12 protein-coding genes are annotated in these 16208 nt (G+C 69.4%); 9 read left to right on the top strand and 3 right to left on the bottom strand.

Going from position 1 to position 16208, the window contains the following annotated elements; translation table 11 throughout:
* Positions 1-82 precede the first annotated feature (82 nt).
* The 4 genes from putA to BM43_RS24185 all read left to right on the top strand — a co-directional run bounded on the left by putA (position 83) and on the right by BM43_RS24185 (position 7505).
* Entirely contained in the window at positions 83-4006 is a 3924-nt protein-coding gene (putA, locus tag BM43_RS24170; RefSeq protein ID WP_036048683.1) for a trifunctional transcriptional regulator/proline dehydrogenase/L-glutamate gamma-semialdehyde dehydrogenase, read from the top strand.
* Positions 4007-4092: 86 nt separating this feature from the next.
* On the top strand, positions 4093-5232 hold the full coding sequence (locus BM43_RS24175; RefSeq protein WP_013696183.1) for a branched-chain amino acid ABC transporter substrate-binding protein: 1140 nt from the start codon (positions 4093-4095) through the stop codon (positions 5230-5232).
* Between the two features lie 277 nt (positions 5233-5509).
* The gene (locus BM43_RS24180) at positions 5510-6664 is read left to right on the top strand and encodes a pyridoxal phosphate-dependent aminotransferase (protein WP_036048681.1); all 1155 of its coding nucleotides are present in this window, start codon (positions 5510-5512) and stop codon (positions 6662-6664) included.
* Between the two features lie 31 nt (positions 6665-6695).
* Positions 6696-7505 carry an ABC transporter substrate-binding protein gene (locus BM43_RS24185; RefSeq protein ID WP_036035265.1) on the top strand — a complete coding sequence of 270 codons (810 nt, stop codon included), beginning with the start codon at positions 6696-6698 and terminating at the stop codon, positions 7503-7505.
* Positions 7506-7562: 57 nt separating this feature from the next.
* Here the strand turns inward: BM43_RS24185 and BM43_RS24190 are convergent, their stop codons facing one another.
* Positions 7563-8174 carry a PadR family transcriptional regulator gene (locus tag BM43_RS24190; RefSeq protein WP_025097728.1) on the bottom strand — a complete coding sequence of 204 codons (612 nt, stop codon included), beginning with the start codon at positions 8172-8174 and terminating at the stop codon, positions 7563-7565.
* 96 nt (positions 8175-8270) lie between these two features.
* Entirely contained in the window at positions 8271-8702 is a 432-nt protein-coding gene (gene cadR, locus BM43_RS24195) for a Cd(II)/Pb(II)-responsive transcriptional regulator (protein WP_017919796.1), read from the bottom strand.
* Between the two features lie 88 nt (positions 8703-8790).
* On the opposite strand from cadR, the gene BM43_RS24200 reads away from it, so the two are divergent.
* Together BM43_RS24200 and BM43_RS24205 are read left to right on the top strand one after the other, a co-directional pair.
* Positions 8791-11475: a heavy metal translocating P-type ATPase gene (locus tag BM43_RS24200; protein ID WP_036048679.1), complete on the top strand. Its 2685-nt coding sequence runs from the start codon at positions 8791-8793 to the stop codon at positions 11473-11475.
* A gap of 34 nt (positions 11476-11509) precedes the next feature.
* The gene (locus tag BM43_RS24205) at positions 11510-11698 is read left to right on the top strand and encodes a hypothetical protein (protein ID WP_036048677.1); all 189 of its coding nucleotides are present in this window, start codon (positions 11510-11512) and stop codon (positions 11696-11698) included.
* A gap of 91 nt (positions 11699-11789) precedes the next feature.
* On the opposite strand, the gene BM43_RS24210 is transcribed toward BM43_RS24205, so the two are convergent.
* Positions 11790-12269: an AraC family transcriptional regulator gene (locus tag BM43_RS24210; protein ID WP_036048676.1), complete on the bottom strand. Its 480-nt coding sequence runs from the start codon at positions 12267-12269 to the stop codon at positions 11790-11792.
* Positions 12270-12499: 230 nt separating this feature from the next.
* Between BM43_RS24210 and eat the strand changes: the two genes are divergently transcribed.
* From eat to eutC, 3 genes are read left to right on the top strand one after another with little or no spacing between them, the layout of a single operon-like run.
* Positions 12500-13909 carry an ethanolamine permease gene (gene eat, locus BM43_RS24215; protein WP_025097733.1) on the top strand — a complete coding sequence of 470 codons (1410 nt, stop codon included), beginning with the start codon at positions 12500-12502 and terminating at the stop codon, positions 13907-13909.
* 37 nt (positions 13910-13946) lie between these two features.
* The gene (locus tag BM43_RS24220) at positions 13947-15344 is read left to right on the top strand and encodes an ethanolamine ammonia-lyase subunit EutB (protein ID WP_036048674.1); all 1398 of its coding nucleotides are present in this window, start codon (positions 13947-13949) and stop codon (positions 15342-15344) included.
* A complete protein-coding gene (eutC, locus tag BM43_RS24225) occupies positions 15341-16135 on the top strand; it encodes an ethanolamine ammonia-lyase subunit EutC (RefSeq protein WP_013696192.1) in 795 nt (264 codons plus the stop codon). Before BM43_RS24220 ends, eutC begins: the two co-directional genes overlap by 4 nt.
* The last annotated feature ends 73 nt before the right edge of the window (positions 16136-16208 follow it).

Raw genomic sequence — 16208 nt, forward strand, 5'->3', positions numbered from 1 at the left:
TTGCACCTTTTTATTGTGTGGCATAGGATTCCGCGAGTCTTATCCACGCGACCGCCGGCCAAGTACCGGCACACAAGGAATCATGGCAAGCACCACCCTAGGCGTCAAAGTCGACGATCTGCTCCGTTCGCGTCTGAAGGACGCCGCCGCGCGCCTGGAGCGCACCCCCCACTGGCTGATCAAGCAAGCGATCTTCGCGTACCTCGAGAAGATCGAGCACGGCCAGCTTCCGGCCGAGCTGTCGGGGCGCAGCGGTTTTGCCGAACTCGCCGACAGCCATACCGACAACGACGACGGCGCGCCCCACCCGTTCCTCGAATTCGCGCAGAGCGTGCAGCCGCAATCGGTGCTGCGCGCCGCGATCACGGCCGCCTATCGTCGCCCCGAGCCCGAGTGCGTGCCCTTCCTGATCGGCCAGGCCCGCCTGAGTGCGAACCTGTCGACCGACGCGCAGAACCTGGCCGCCAAGCTGGTCGAGACGCTGCGCAGCAAGAGCTCCGGCGGCGGCGTCGAAGGGCTGATCCACGAATTCTCGCTGTCGAGCCAGGAAGGCGTGGCGCTGATGTGCCTGGCCGAGGCGCTGCTGCGCATCCCCGATCGCGCCACGCGCGACGCGCTGATCCGCGACAAGATCAGCAAGGGCGACTGGCGCTCGCACGTCGGCCACGCGCCCTCGCTGTTCGTCAACGCGGCCACCTGGGGGCTGATGATCACCGGCAAGCTGGTCACCACCAACAGCGAGGCCGGGCTGTCCTCCGCGCTCACGCGCCTGATCGGCCGCGGCGGCGAACCGCTGATCCGCAAGGGCGTCGACATGGCGATGCGCCTGATGGGCGAGCAGTTCGTGACCGGCGAGACGATCTCGGAGGCGCTGGCCAACAGCCGCAAGTACGAGGCGCGCGGCTTCCGCTATTCCTACGACATGCTCGGCGAGGCCGCCACCACCGAGGAGGATGCGCAGCGCTACTACGCCTCCTACGAGCAGGCGATCCACGCGATCGGCAAGGCCGCCGGCAGCCGCGGCATCTACGAAGGCCCGGGCATCTCGATCAAGCTGTCCGCGCTGCATCCGCGCTATTCGCGCGCGCAGCAGGATCGCACCATCAGCGAGCTGCTGCCGCGCGTGCGCGCGCTGGCCCTGCTGGCACGCCGCTACGACATCGGCCTCAATATCGACGCCGAGGAAGCGGACCGCCTCGAGCTCTCGCTCGACCTGCTCGAGGCGCTCTGCTTCGATCCGGACCTGGCCGGCTGGAACGGCATCGGCTTCGTGGTGCAGGCTTACCAGAAGCGCTGCCCGTTCGTGATCGACTACCTGATCGACCTGGCGCGCCGCAGCCGTCACCGCCTGATGATCCGCCTGGTGAAGGGCGCTTATTGGGACTCCGAAATCAAGCGCGCCCAGGTCGACGGCCTGGAGGGCTACCCGGTCTACACGCGCAAGATCTACACCGACGTGTCCTACCTGGCCTGCGCCAAGAAGCTGCTCGGCGCGCCCGACGCGGTCTATCCGCAGTTCGCCACGCACAACGCGCACACGCTCTCGGCGATCTACCACCTGGCCGGCCAGAACTACTACCCGGGCCAGTACGAGTTCCAGTGCCTGCACGGCATGGGCGAGCCGCTGTACGAGGAAGTGACGGGCCGCGACAAGCTGAACCGCCCGTGCCGCGTCTACGCGCCGGTCGGCACCCACGAAACCCTGCTCGCCTACCTGGTTCGCCGCCTGCTCGAGAACGGCGCCAACACCTCCTTCGTGAACCGCATCGCCGACAAGGCGGTGGCCGTGAAGGACCTGGTGGCCGACCCGGTCGAGGAAGCCGCCAGGATCGTCCCGCTCGGCGCGCCGCACGCGAAGATCCCGCTGCCGCGCCAGCTCTACGGCGATTCGCGCGCCAACTCGATGGGCCTCGACCTGTCGAACGAGCATCGTCTCGCCTCGCTGTCCTCGGCACTGCTGACGAGCGCGCATCATCCGTGGCGCGCCGCGCCGCTGCTGGCCGACGAGGCCTTGTCCGACGCGCCGGCGCGCGAGGTCCGCAACCCGGCCGACCTGCGCGACGTGGTCGGCACCGTCAGCGAGGCGACGCCCGAGCAGGTCAGCGCCGCACTCGCGCATGCCGTGTCGGCCGCGCCGATCTGGCAGGCCACGCCGGTTGAGGATCGCGCCGACTGCCTGGCGCGCGCCGCCGACCTGCTCGAGGCGCAGATGCACACGCTGATGGGCCTGGTGATCCGCGAGGCCGGCAAGTCGCTGCCGAACGCGGTGGCCGAGATTCGCGAGGCGATCGACTTCCTGCGCTACTACTCGGCGCAGATCCGCGACGAGTTCTCCAACGACACGCATCGCCCGCTCGGCCCGGTGGTCTGCATCAGCCCCTGGAACTTCCCGCTGGCGATCTTCATGGGCCAGGTGGCGGCCGCGCTGGCCGCCGGCAACACGGTGCTGGCCAAGCCAGCGGAGCAGACTCCGCTGATCGCCGCGCAGGCCGTGCGCATCCTGCGCGAAGCCGGCGTGCCGGCCGGCGCGGTGCAACTGCTGCCGGGCGACGGCGAGACGGTCGGTGCCGCGCTGGTGGGCGATCCGCGCACGCGCGCGGTGATGTTCACCGGCTCGACCGAGGTCGCGCGCCTGATCAACAAGGTGCTGGCCGCGCGCCTGGACCCGGACGGCAAGCCGATCCCGCTGATCGCCGAGACCGGCGGCCAGAACGCGATGATCGTGGATTCGTCCGCGCTGGCCGAGCAGGTGGTGGCCGACGTGCTGAACTCGGCCTTCGACTCGGCCGGCCAGCGCTGCTCGGCGCTGCGCGTGCTCTGCCTGCAGGACGACGTGGCCGACCGCACGCTGACCATGCTCAAGGGCGCCATGCACGAGCTCGCGCTCGGCAATCCCGATCGCCTCTCGACCGACGTCGGCCCGGTAATCGACGCCGACGCCAAGCGCGGCATCGATGCCCATGTGGCCGCGATGAAGGAAAAGGGCCACCAGGTCACCCAGCTGCCGATGCCGGACGGCTGCGCGCAGGGCACCTTCGTGCCGCCCACGCTGATCGAGATCGGCAGCATCGACGAGCTCAAGCGCGAGGTGTTCGGCCCCGTGCTGCACGTGGTGCGCTACCGCCGCAGCGCGCTCGACAAGCTGCTCGAGCAGGTGCGCGCGACCGGCTACGGCCTCACGCTCGGCATCCATACGCGCATCGACGAGACCATCGCCCACGTGATCGGCCGCGCCCATGTCGGCAACATCTACGTGAACCGCAACGTGGTGGGCGCCGTGGTGGGCGTGCAGCCGTTCGGCGGCGAGGGGCTGTCCGGTACCGGTCCCAAGGCCGGCGGCGCGCTCTACCTGCAGCGCCTGCTGGCCACGCGCCCGGCGGGCCTGCCGAAGTCGCTGGAGGCCTCGCTGGTGGTGGATGCGCCGGTGGAGGGCGAGTCGGGTGATAATCCGGCGTCGGCCCTGGCCGCGCTGCGCGACTGGTTGATCGAACAGCGCGAGGCCGCGCTGGCCGCGCGCTGCGAAGGCTACCTGTCGCGCGTGCTGGCCGGCGCGACCGCGGTGCTGCCCGGCCCGACCGGCGAGCGCAATACCTATACGCTCGGCCCGCGCGGCACGGTGCTCTGCATCGCGGCCACCGCGCGCGGCGCGCGTGCGCAGTTCGCCTCGGTGCTGGCCACCGGCAACCGCGCGCTGTTCGCGGGCGCCGCCGGCGAGGCGCTGGCCGCCGCGCTGCCGGCCTCGCTGAAGGGCCACGCGACGGTGCGCAAGCAGGCCGACGCGAGCTTCGATGCGGTGCTGTTCGAGGGCGACAGCGACGAATTGCTGGCGCTGGTGAAGGAGGTCTCGCAACGTCCCGGCCCGATCCTCTCGGTGCAGGGCGTGGCGGCCGGCGCCTTCGAGAACGGCGACGAGGATTACGCGCTGGAACGCCTGCTGACCGAGCGCTCGGTCAGCGTGAACACCGCGGCGGCGGGCGGTAACGCGAACCTGATGACGATCGGCTGAGCGATCCCGGCTGGTTGGCATGACGAAACGGAAGCGGCACGGCAAACCCGAAGCCGCTCCATTTACCCTGGTATTAGGAGAAGCTAATGCAACACACGATGAAAAAAGTGGCAGGCGCGACGTTCGTTGCGGTCATGTCGCTGGCGGGGACCGCGTACGCGGATGACGTGAAGATCGGCTTCGCGGCACCGATGACGGGAGCGCAGGCGCATTACGGCAAGGACATGCAGAACGGCATCGTGCTGGCGATCGAGGACTTCAACGCGACGAAGCCCGTGATCGGCGGCAAGCCGGTGACCTTCGTGCTCGATACGCAGGACGACCAGGCCGACCCGCGCACGGGTACCACGGTCGCGCAGAAGCTCGTCGACGACGGCATCAAGGGCATGCTCGGCCACTTCAACTCGGGCACCACGATCCCGGCCTCGCGCATCTACGCGAACGCCGGCATCCCGGAAATCGCCATGGCGACGGCGCCGGAGTACACCACGCAGGGCTACAAGACGACCTTCCGGATGATGACCTCCGACACGCAGCAGGGCTCGGTCGCGGGCGCCTTCGCGGTGAAGGATCTCGGCATGAAGAAGATCGCCATCGTCGACGATCGCACCGCCTACGGCCAGGGCTTGGCCGACCAGTTCGAGAAGGCCGCCAAGGCAGCCGGCGCGACCATCGTCGATCGCGAGTTCACCAACGACAAGGCCGTCGACTTCAAGGCGATCCTGACCAAGCTGAAGGCCGCCAAGCCGGACCTGGTCTACTACGGCGGCGCCGATTCGCAAGCCGCGCCGATGGTCAAGCAGATGAAGTCGCTGGGCCTCACGGCGCCGCTGATGGGCGGTGAAATGGTCCACACGCCGACCTTCCTGAAGATCGCCGGCGACGCCTCGGAAGGCACCATCGCCTCGCTGGCCGGCCTGCCGCTGAACGACATGCCGGGCGGCAAGACCTACGCCGACAAGTACAAGAAGCGCTTCGGCGAGGACGTGCAGACCTACTCGCCGTACGCCTACGACGGCGCGATGGCGATGTTCAACGCGATGAAGAAGGCGAACTCGACCGATCCGGCCAAGTACCTGCCGGTGCTGGCGCAGACCGACATGGCCGGCGTGACCTCGACGCATATCGCCTACGATTCGCGCGGCGACCTGAAGAACGGCGGCATCACGATGTACAAGGTCGAGAAGGGCGAGTGGAAGCCGCTCAAGAGCATCGGCGGCAAGTAAGCCTCGCGGCCCCGGCGGCTTGACCGCCCGGGCTGGCTCGCGGGACCGGACCGGCCGGTCGGCACGTTGTCACGACGTGCCGGCCGGCCGGTTTTTTCATGGCCGCCGTGCCGCGGAGCATCGCGGCGCGGGATTGCGTCGCGCAGGTCAGCCATGCAATTTCCTCATGGCGGCCATGCAGAGGATTCGATTGCGGGGGGAATTTGTCTCCGGCTAAATCGCTCGGTATGGCCGCCGCCGTGTCGGCGCGGCCCGGTTCCGCCGCAGGAGATGTCCCATGCAGAGCGCTCTCGCGCCCCGCTCCAAGCTGCCCGACGTGGGCACCACGATCTTCAGCGTGATCGGCAAGCTGGCCGCCGAACACGATGCCCTCAATCTCTCGCAGGGCGCGCCCAACTTCGCGCCCGATCCGGCGCTGGTCGAGGGCGTGGCGCGCGCGATGCGCGACGGCCACAACCAGTACGCGCCGATGCCGGGCGTGCTGGCGCTGCGCGAGGCGCTGGCGCTGAAGACCGAGAGCCTGGGCGGCGCGCGCTACGACCCCGGCAGCGAGATCACCGTGCTGGCCAGCGCCAGCGAGGGCCTGTACGCCGCGATCAGCGCGCTGGTGCATCCCGGCGACGAGGTGATCTATTTCGAGCCCTCGTTCGACAGCTACGCGCCGATCGTGCGCATGCAGGGCGCGGTGCCGGTGGCCATCAAGCTCTCGGCGGAAACCTTCCGGATCGACTGGGACGAGGTGGCGGCCGCGCTCACGCCGCGCACGCGGATGATCATCGTCAACACCCCGCACAACCCCACCGCCACCATTTTCGGCGCCGACGATCTCGCGCGGCTCGAGCGGCTCACGCGCGACACCGGCATCGTGATCCTGTCCGACGAGGTCTACGAGCACGTGGTGTTCGACGGCGCGCGCCACCTCGGCATGGCGAGCCGCCCGGCGCTGGCCGAGCGCAGCGTGATCGTCTCCTCGTTCGGCAAGTCCTTCCACGTGACGGGCTGGCGCGTCGGCTATTGCCTGGCGCCGGCCGCGCTGATGGACGAGATCCGCAAGGTCCACCAGTTCATGGTGTTCTCGGCCGATACGCCGATGCAGATCGCCTTCGCCGAGGCGCTGGCCGATCCGGCCAGCTACCTGGGGCTGTCGGCCTTCTACCAGGCCAAGCGCGACCTGCTGGCGCGCGAGCTGGCCGATTCGCGCTTCGAGCTGCTGCCCAGCGAGGGCAGCTTCTTCATGCTGGCGCGCTTTCGCCATGTCTGCGACGAGCGCGACAGCGATTTCGTGCTGCGCCTGATTCGCGAGGCGCGCGTCGCCACCATCCCGCTGTCCGCGTTCTACGCGGACGGCACCGAGACCGGCGTGATACGCCTGAGCTTCGCCAAGGACGACGCGACGCTCGTCGAGGGCGCGCGTCGGCTGCGCGCGCTCTGATCAGAATCCCGCAGACTGCAAGGAGATCAGCATGACTGGATGGAACCGGCGGCGCGTCAGCGCGTTCGCCTGCGCGCTCGGCGCGTCGGCTGCCATGAGCCTCACGGGCGCCGCCCGGGCGGCCGATGCGCAGAACCTGCGCTTCGGCGTCGAGGCGCAATACGCGCCGTTCGAATCGAAGGCGGCCGACGGCTCGCTGCAGGGCTTCGACATCGACGTCGGCAATGCCGTGTGCCGCATCGCGAAGCTCGACTGCAAGTGGGTGGAGACCTCGTTCGACGGGTTGATCCCGGCCCTGCAGGGGCGCAAGTTCGACGCGATCAACTCGGCCATGAACGCGACGCCGCAGCGTCGCCAGGCGATCGCCTTCACCACCATCATCTATCGCGTGCCGACCCAGCTGATCGCGCGAGCGAGCAGCGGTCTGCAGCCGACGCCGGAATCGCTGAAGGGCAAGCGCATCGGCGTGCTGCAGGGCTCCATTCAGGAAACCTACGCAAACGCGCACTGGGCCAACGCGGATGTGTCGATCGTTCCCTACCAGGACCAGAACCAGGTATATGCCGACCTGGTTTCGGGGCGCCTGGACGGCACCCTGGTGCTCGCGCCGGCCGGCCAGCGCGGATTCCTGTCGCGGCCCGACGGCAAGGGTTTCGCCTTCGTCGGCGCGCCGGTGCGCGACGACCGGATCCTCGGCGACGGCATCGGCTTCGGCTTGCGCAAGGGGGATGCGGCGCTGAAGGCACGCCTCGACGCGGCCATCGAGCAGCTCAAGGCCGACGGCACCGTGCAGGCGCTGGGCCGCAAGTATTTCGGCGATATCGACATCTCGACGAAGTAGCGAGCGTGTGATGGGGCGCGCAAGGATCTCGTGCCGCCCCGCTCCGCTCCATCCGCCTCAATCGGGATCGGCCTCGGCCAGGCGTGCCGCCACGTCGCGCAGCCAGGCCTCGCTCCAGGTCAGCGCCCCCACCTTCAGGTGCCCCACCACGCTGCGCACCCAGTCGAGTTCGGTCTCGACGGTGGCCTGCAGCAACTCGCTCTCCAGCAGGAACAGCCGCGGGATCTGCATCGCGAGTGCCGCGTTGCGGGCCGCCTCGAGCCGTTCGAGCTCTTCCTCGAGCGCGAGGATGCGCGCCTCGAGCTGGCGCCGCGCATCCTCGACCGATAGCAAGGGCAGGATCGACAGCGCGACCGGAAACGCCGGGAATTCGCGGGCCGGTTGCGCGAGCTGCTCGCGCAGCCACTGGCGCGCGGTGTTGCGACCCGATTCGGTGACGGCGTAGATAGTGCGCTCGGGGAACATGCCGTCGCGTTCGGTATCGTGGACCACCACCAGGTGGTCGCGCAGCAGGCGCTCGAGTGTCTGGTAGAGGCTGTTGCGCTGGCGGACGTTGATCACCTCGTCCTTGCCGCGCAGTTTGATCAACTGCTGGATCCGGTAGGCGTGCATCGGCGCTTCGGTCAGCATCGCCAGCACGGCCAGCGCGAGAGGGGAAAATTTCGGCATGAGCCAGTCGAATCCATCATCAATTTGTGACTAGTGATTTTATGACTGGTCATGAATTGACGCAATGGAGACCGCGAGTGCCGGCTGCAAGCGCGCCTAGCCGACGTGCGTGCGCTTGGCCGGCGCCTCCAGCGTTTCCATGGTCGCGAGGCCATGCACGATGCCGCAATCCTCGACCGTGTGATCGCCCTGGCACTGCTCGCGCAATTCGCTGAGCTGGGCCTTCAGGTGCTGCAGTTCGACCAGCCGCGCATTGACGTGGCCGATGTGTTCGTCGAGCAGCGTGTTGATCGAATCGCAGCGATCGGCGGGGTCGTCGGTCAGGCGCAGCAGCGCGCGGATTTCGTCGTGCGTCATGTCGAGCGCGCGGCAGTTGCGGATGAACCGCAGGCGCTCGACGTGGACTTCGGTGTAGCGCCGGTAATTGGCGTCGGTGCGCTCGGCATCCGGCATCAGACCCTCCTTCTCGTAGAAGCGGATCGTTTCCGGCGTGCAGCGGGCGGCTTTCGCGAGTTCGCCGATCTTCATCAGATTCTCCTGGCGGTAGCGGTTGACCCTGAAGTGGCTTCAGGGTGTTAACTCTACACCGTCAAGCAATCAGGCATCGGAGAAGGTGATGAGCGAAAGCAATCGGAGCAAGGACGCGATCGGCGTCGAGGCGCGCGAGGCGCAGGCGGTGGCGGCCGGCGACCATGCTGGCCATGAGGCGCATGCGCATGGCGCCGGCGCGGCTTGCTGCGGGCACGACCACGACCATGCCCGTGCGCCGGCCGATGCCCGCGCCGCCGCCGCGCCGGGCCAGGCGATCCAATGGACGCGCCGCGATCCGGCCAGGCAGGCCGAGCTCGCGCTCGCCGCCGCGCCGGAACGTGCCGATGCATGTTGTTCGGGCGAGGCGCACTCGCATGAGCATGATCACGCGCATGCCGGCCACGACGATGCGGGGCACGACCACGCCGTGCACGGCAGCCATGGGCATGCCGTCGACGATCACGCCGGCCATGACCATTCGAACCATGACCATGCGGGCCACGGTCACGCCGCGCACAATCACGCCGACCACGACCACGACCACGACCACGACCACGCCGCCAACAGCCACGACCACGGCGCCGACTGCTGCGCCCCCGCCGCGCTGACGCTCGCGCCGCTGCCCGGCACCGAGCGACTGGCCGACGGCCAGGAGCGCTCCGCCTTCCGCATCATGCAGATGGACTGCCCGACCGAGGAAACGCTGATCCGCAAGAAGCTGGGCGGCATGGCCTCGGTGGCGACGCTCGAATTCAACCTGATGCAGCGCATGCTGACCGTGGTCCACACGCCGGGCGCGGCCGATTCGGTCGCCGCGGCGATCCGCACGCTCGGCATGACGCCCGAGCTGGCCGGCGCCGCCGACGCCAAGGCGGGCGGCTCCATCGCCGAGCCCGCCAAGCCGGTCTGGCCGCTGGTCGCGGCCGGCGTCGCCGCGCTGGCTTCCGAGGCCGTCACCTGGGCCGGCCTGCCGACCTGGGCCGCCGCGCTGCTGGCGCTGGCCTCGGTGGCGGTCTGCGGGCTCACCACCTATCGCAAGGGCTGGATCGCGATCCGCAACGGCAACCTCAACATCAACGCGCTGATGAGCATCGCCGTGACCGGCGCGATGCTGATCGGCCAGTGGCCCGAGGCGGCGATGGTGATGGTGCTGTTCACCATCGCCGAGCTGATCGAGGCGAAATCGCTCGACCGCGCCCGCAACGCGATCCAGGGCCTGATGCGGCTCGCGCCCGACACCGCCACGGTGCGCCAGCCCGACGGCAGCTGGGCGTCGGTGGCGGCGGCCGAGGTCGTGCTCGGCGCGATCGTGCGCGTGCGCCCCGGCGAGCGCATCGGCCTGGACGGCGAGCTGGTCGAGGGCCGCTCCAGCGTGAACCAGGCGCCGATCACCGGCGAGAGCCTGCCGATCGAGAAGGCGCCTGGCGACGCCGTGTTCGCCGGCACCATCAACGAATCGGGCTCGTTCGACTATCGCGTCACCGCGGTGGCCTCGAACACCACGCTGGCGCGCATCATCCACGCCGTCGAGGAGGCGCAGGGCGCCAAGGCGCCGACCCAGCGCTTCGTCGACCGCTTCGCGCGCGTCTACACGCCGATCGTGTTCGCGATCGCGCTGCTGGTCGCGGTGGTGCCGCCGCTGCTGCTGGGCGGGTCCTGGCACGACTGGGTCTATCGCGCGCTGGTGCTGCTGGTGATCGCCTGCCCTTGCGCGCTGGTGATCTCGACGCCGGTCACCATGGTCTCGGGGCTGGCGGCCGCGGCGCGGCGCGGGATCCTGGTGAAGGGCGGCGTCTATCTCGAGGAAGGCCGCAAGCTCGGCTGGCTCGCGCTCGACAAGACCGGCACGCTCACCCACGGCAAGCCGGTGCGCACCGACGTCGAGGCGCTGGCCGACGATCTCGAGCCGCAGCGGATCGCCTTCATGGCCGCGAGCCTCGCGAGCCGCTCCGATCACCCGGTCTCGCAGGCGATCGCGACCGCGGCGCTGGCCGAGCGCGGCAGCGCCGGCGCGCCGTTCGCCGAGGTCGAGGGCTTCGAGGCGCTGCCGGGCCGCGGCGTGCGCGGCAGCATCGACGGTGCCGCCTACTGGCTCGGCAACCGGCGCCTGGCGGTCGAGCTCGGCCGCGCCTCGGCGGCGCTCGACGAACGCGTGGCCGCGCTCGAATCGAAAGGCCGCACGGTGGTGATGCTGATCGACGCGACGCGCGTGCTCGGCCTGTTCGCGGTCGCCGACACGGTCAAGCAGAGCAGCCGCGAGGCGATCGAGCAGCTGCACGCGCTCGGCATCCGCACCGCGATGCTGACCGGCGACAATGCGCACACGGCCGCGGCGATCGCGCGCGAGGTCGGCATCGACGATGCGCGCGGCAACCAGTTGCCGGAAGACAAGCTCGCCGCCGTGGTGGAGTTGTCGGGCCAGGGCCGCGCGGTCGGGATGGTGGGCGACGGCATCAACGACGCGCCGGCGCTGGCGCGCGCCGACATCGGCTTCGCGATGGGCGCGATGGGCACCGACACGGCGATCGAGACGGCCGACGTCGCGCTGATGGACGACGACCTGCGCAAGATCCCCGCCTTCGTGCGCCTGTCACGCGCCACGCACCGCGTGCTGGTGCAGAACATCGGCTTCGCGCTGGTGGTGAAGGCGGTGTTCCTCGGCCTCACCGTGGCCGGGCTGGGCACCATGTGGATGGCCGTGTTCGCCGACGCGGGCGCGAGCCTGATCGTGGTCGGCAATGGCTTGCGGCTGCTGCGCGCCTCGCGCTGAGGCGCGGCCGCAGCATCGGAAGGAGGCGCTCGCGATGAACCGTTTCTCCCGCTGGTTCGACACACTGCGCGGCGTGTTGGCCGGCCATGCCGCGCGACCGGGGCAGCGCTTCACCCAACTGCGTTCCGGCGATGCGCGCCGGCCGGCGGTTTGCCGCCGCTGTCGCGCGCCGCTGGAAGCGACCTCGCGCATGTGCACGCGATGCGGTACGCGCGTGCATTGAGCCGGGAAGCGGAATCCGCGATTCGCATGCTGAATGCCGGCTTATCCACAGCGAGCCGTGGATAAAGGGTCCAGCTCGCTGTGCGTGCCGCTCAGCGCAGCGGCAGGCAGATCTCGGTCAGCAACTGCTCGGCCGGCGTGTCGCGCGGATCGTTGAGATAGCGCTCGAACGAAGGCGCCTCGGCCAGCGCGCGTCCCGATGCGGGCAGCCATTCCTGGAACAGCCATCGATACGATTCGCCGAGCCGCGCATAGGGCCCGCGATGGATCAGTACCGCATACGGGCCGCCCGAGATGGTCAGGTGTTCGAACTGCCCGGGCAAGGCCAGCGCCGCGGTCCCCTCGCCGAGCGCGAAGCAGGCATGCGAGCGCAACTGCGTGGCCGGTACCGTCTCGGGATCGTCGTGGAAGATGCCCACGCATTGCGTATCGGGTCCGAACTGGCCCTGTTCGTCGAGCCAGGCGGCCAGGCGTGAGAATGCGGCATGCATCTCGGCATAAGGGCCGATATGGGCGGCCGCGACTACCTCGAGCGGCGCGAGCTGGCGGATGTCGAGCTGCGGATTCGTCATGCTGGAGGGTTCCGGAATCAGTCGTGATGGATCGGCCGGCACGCGCGGCCACCGGCGCCATGCCGCCGCTCATCCTACGGAAGCCTTACGACCCGCGCAATCGGCAGCATCCGCCGCCCCGCCCACCTTTGCCGATTTTCGATAACGCCTCGATTAATGACTCTCTAGCATCGGTGATCGGTCACCCGATCCGGCGCGCCGCGCCGGCAGCCGCACATGAGGAGAGAGCGATGCAAGCAGAGTCGAACGGCCGCCCCGCAGCGGGCGGCGCCGCGCCGGGGCCGGCACTGAAACAGACCCTCGGCACCTGGCAGCTGTGGGGCATCGCGGTGGGCCTGGTGATCTCGGGCGAGTACTTCGGCTGGAGCTACGGCTGGGCCAGCGCCGGCACGCTCGGCTTCGTGGTCACCGCGCTGTTCATCGCGGCGATGTACACCACCTTCATCTTCAGCTTCACCGAGCTGACCACCTCGATCCCGCACGCCGGCGGCCCGTTCGCCTATGCGCGGCGCGCCTTCGGCCCGGCCGGCGGCTACCTGGCCGGCATCGCCACCCTGGTCGAGTTCGTGTTCGCGCCGCCGGCCATCGCGCTGGCGATCGGCGCCTACCTGCACGTGCAGTTCCCCTCGCTGGAACCGAAGCACGCGGCGATGGGCGCCTACCTGGTGTTCATGGCGCTCAATATCGTCGGCGTGCAGATCGCCGCCACCTTCGAGCTGATCGTCACCCTGCTGGCGATCTTCGAGCTGCTGGTGTTCATGGGCGTGGTCTCGCCGGGCTTCTCCTGGGACAACTTCACCCGCGGCGGCTGGAGCGGCGCCGACCACTTCTCGCCGGGCGCCTTCCACGGCATGTTCGCGGCGATTCCGTTCGCGATCTGGTTCTTCCTCGCGATCGAGGGCGTGGCGATGGCCGCCGAGGAGGCGAAGAACCCGAAGCGCTCGATTCCGATCGCCTATGTCGCCGGGATCCTGACCCTGGTGGTGCTGGCGATCGGCGTGATGGTGTTCGCGGGCGGCGCCGGCGACTGGACCAAGCTGTCCAACATCAACGATCCGCTGCCGCAGGCCATGAAGTACATCGTCGGCGAGCACAGCGGCTGGATGCACATGCTGGTCTGGCTGGGCCTGTTCGGGCTGGTGGCCTCGTTCCACGGGATCATCCTCGGCTATTCGCGCCAGATCTTCGCGCTGGCGCGCGAGGGCTACCTGCCGGAATGGCTGGCCAAGGTGCACCCGCGCTTTCGCACGCCGTATCGCGCGATCCTGGCGGGCGGCGTGGTCGGCATCGCGGCGATCTACAGCGACGAGCTGATCCAGTTCGGCGGCCAGACGCTCACCGCGAACATCGTGACGATGTCGGTATTCGGCGCTATCGTGATGTACATCGTCAGCATGGCGGCGCTGTTCAAGCTGCGCCGCAGCCAGCCGGCGATGGCGCGCCCGTTCCGCGCGCCGCTCTACCCGCTGTTCCCCGCCTTCGCGCTGGTGGCGGCGCTGGTCTGCCTCGGCACGATGGTCTATTTCAACGCGCTGGTCGCGCTGATCTTCGTGGCGATCGTCGCGCTCGGCTACGGCTACTTCCTGGCCACGCGCGCGCAGCGGGCGGCCGCGCCGGCCGAGGCGCTGCTCGAGGAATGACAGCACGCGCGCCGGGCGGCGCGCAGGAGATTCGCAGATGTCGTACACGGAGACGATCGGCTCGCGCACCTACCGGTTCGCGGACCTGAAGACCTTGATGGCGAAGGCCAGCCCCCTGCGCTCGGGCGACCAGCTCGCCGGCGTGGCGGCGGCCAGCGAGGAGGAGCGCGTGGCGGCGAAGATCGCCCTGGCCGCCGTGCCGCTCAAGGCCTTCCTCAACGAGGCGCTGATTCCCTACGAGCGCGACGAGGTCACGCGGCTGGTGATCGACGAGCACGACGCGGCCGCCTTCGCCGAGATCTCGCACCTGACGGTGGGCGATTTCCGCAACTGGCTGCTCTCGCCCGCCGCCGACGGTGCCGCGCTCGAACGCGTGGCGCCGGGCCTCACGCCCGAGATGGTGGCGGCGGTCTCGAAGCTGATGCGCAACCAGGACCTGATCGCGGCGGCCCGGAAGCGCCGCGTGGTCACGCGCTTTCGCAACACGGTCGGCCTGCCGGGGCGCATGTCGGTGCGCCTGCAACCGAATCACCCGACCGACGACGCCAGGGGTATCGCCGCCTCGATGCTCGACGGCCTGATGTACGGCTCCGGCGACGCGATGATCGGCATCAATCCCGCCACCGACAGCCTGGCCGCCATCACGCGCCTGCTGAACATGATCGACGCGTTCCGCGAGCGCTATCGCGTGCCGACGCAGTCCTGCGTGCTGACCCACGTCACCAACACCATCGCCGCGATCGAGAAGGGCGCGCCGGTCGACCTGGTGTTCCAGTCGATCGCCGGCACCGAGCAGGCCAATGCCAGCTTCGGCATCTCGCTGGCCCTGCTCGGCGAGGCGCACGAGGCGGCGCTCTCGCTCAAGCGCGGCACGGTCGGCGACAACCTCATGTACTTCGAGACCGGCCAGGGCAGCGCGCTGTCGGCCAACGCGCATCACGGCGTCGACCAGCAGACCTGCGAGGTGCGCGCCTACGCGGTGGCGCGCCGGTTCCGGCCCTTCCTGGTCAATACCGTGGTCGGCTTCATCGGCCCCGAGTACCTGTACGACGGCAAGCAGATCATCCGCGCCGGGCTCGAGGATCACTTCTGCGGCAAGCTGCTGGGCGTGCCGATGGGTTGCGATATCTGCTACACCAACCACGCCGAGGCCGACCAGGACGACATGGACACGCTGCTGACCCTGCTCGGCGCGGCCGGCATCAACTTCATCATGGGCATCCCCGGCGCCGACGACGTGATGCTGAACTACCAGAGCACCTCCTTCCACGACGCGCTCTACGTGCGCGAGGTGCTGGGGCTGCGGCGCGCGCCCGAGTTCGAGGAATGGCTGGAGACGATGGAGATCGCCGACGCGAAGGGCGCGCTGATACCGGTGCATGCGCGCGCGCCGCTGCTGGCCGGGGCGAAGGAATGGATGGGGATCGACGCATGAGCGATGCGGTCGAGAAGAACCCCTGGGGCGGCCTGAAGACCTTCACCAACGCGCGGATCGCATTGGGCCGCGCCGGCAGCAGCCTGCCCACCGAGCCCCTGCTGGCCTTCAATCTCTCGCACGCGCAGGCACGCGACGCGGTGCACCAGCCGCTCGATGCCGACAAGCTGCGCGGCGAGCTGGAGGCGGCCGGCTTCGCCACGCTCGGCGCGGACAGCGCGGCGCCCGATCGCCAGCACTACCTGCGCCGCCCCGACCTTGGGCGCAAGCTGTCCGAGGCGAGCCGCGAGGCGCTGGCCGCCGAGGGCGCCAAGCCGGCCAAGGCGCCGGACCTGGTGTTCGTGATCGGCGACGGCCTGTCGGCCTTCGCGGCCGCGAAGCAGGCGCTGCCGCTGCTGAACGCGATACGCGGGCGGCTCGATGCCGATGGCTGGTCGCTCGGGCCGGTGGTGGTGGCGCGGCAGGCGCGCGTCGCGCTCGGCGACGAGATCGGCGAGCTGTTGCGCGCGCAACTGGTGGCGATCCTGATCGGTGAGCGGCCGGGCCTCAGCTCGCCCGACAGCCTTGGCGTCTACCTGACCTACGCGCCCAAGGTGGGCTGCCACGACGCCCAGCGCAACTGCATCTCGAACGTGCGCCCCGAGGGCCTGCCTTACGAGGCGGCCGCGCACAAGCTGCATTACCTGCTCACCCACGCGCGCCGCCTGCAACTGACCGGCGTCGGCCTCAAGGACGACAGCGACGCGCTGCTGGCCGATCGATCGGATAACGAACGAATCGGCGAAGGGTAGCCGAGCCTGCCGTTGCCCGCACGAAAAAGCGCCGGTGGAATATCCACCGGCGCTTTTTCGTTGCGGCGAGTTC

The sequence above is a fragment of the Burkholderia gladioli genome (genome assembly GCF_000959725.1).
Lineage (GTDB): Bacteria > Pseudomonadota > Gammaproteobacteria > Burkholderiales > Burkholderiaceae > Burkholderia > Burkholderia gladioli.

Bases quoted from the DNA above. Each gene is read 5' to 3' on its own strand.
- putA (WP_036048683.1), top strand. From the start codon at position 83: ATGGCAAGCACCACCCTAGGCGTCAAAGTCGACGATCTGCTCCGTTCG.
- BM43_RS24175 (WP_013696183.1), top strand. From the start codon at position 4,093: ATGCAACACACGATGAAAAAAGTGGCAGGCGCGACGTTCGTTGCGGTC.
- BM43_RS24180 (WP_036048681.1), top strand. From the start codon at position 5,510: ATGCAGAGCGCTCTCGCGCCCCGCTCCAAGCTGCCCGACGTGGGCACC.
- BM43_RS24185 (WP_036035265.1), top strand. From the start codon at position 6,696: ATGACTGGATGGAACCGGCGGCGCGTCAGCGCGTTCGCCTGCGCGCTC.
- BM43_RS24190 (WP_025097728.1), bottom strand. From the start codon at position 8,174: ATGCCGAAATTTTCCCCTCTCGCGCTGGCCGTGCTGGCGATGCTGACC.
- cadR (WP_017919796.1), bottom strand. From the start codon at position 8,702: ATGAAGATCGGCGAACTCGCGAAAGCCGCCCGCTGCACGCCGGAAACG.
- BM43_RS24200 (WP_036048679.1), top strand. From the start codon at position 8,791: ATGAGCGAAAGCAATCGGAGCAAGGACGCGATCGGCGTCGAGGCGCGC.
- BM43_RS24205 (WP_036048677.1), top strand. From the start codon at position 11,510: ATGAACCGTTTCTCCCGCTGGTTCGACACACTGCGCGGCGTGTTGGCC.
- BM43_RS24210 (WP_036048676.1), bottom strand. From the start codon at position 12,269: ATGACGAATCCGCAGCTCGACATCCGCCAGCTCGCGCCGCTCGAGGTA.
- eat (WP_025097733.1), top strand. From the start codon at position 12,500: ATGCAAGCAGAGTCGAACGGCCGCCCCGCAGCGGGCGGCGCCGCGCCG.
- BM43_RS24220 (WP_036048674.1), top strand. From the start codon at position 13,947: ATGTCGTACACGGAGACGATCGGCTCGCGCACCTACCGGTTCGCGGAC.
- eutC (WP_013696192.1), top strand. From the start codon at position 15,341: ATGAGCGATGCGGTCGAGAAGAACCCCTGGGGCGGCCTGAAGACCTTC.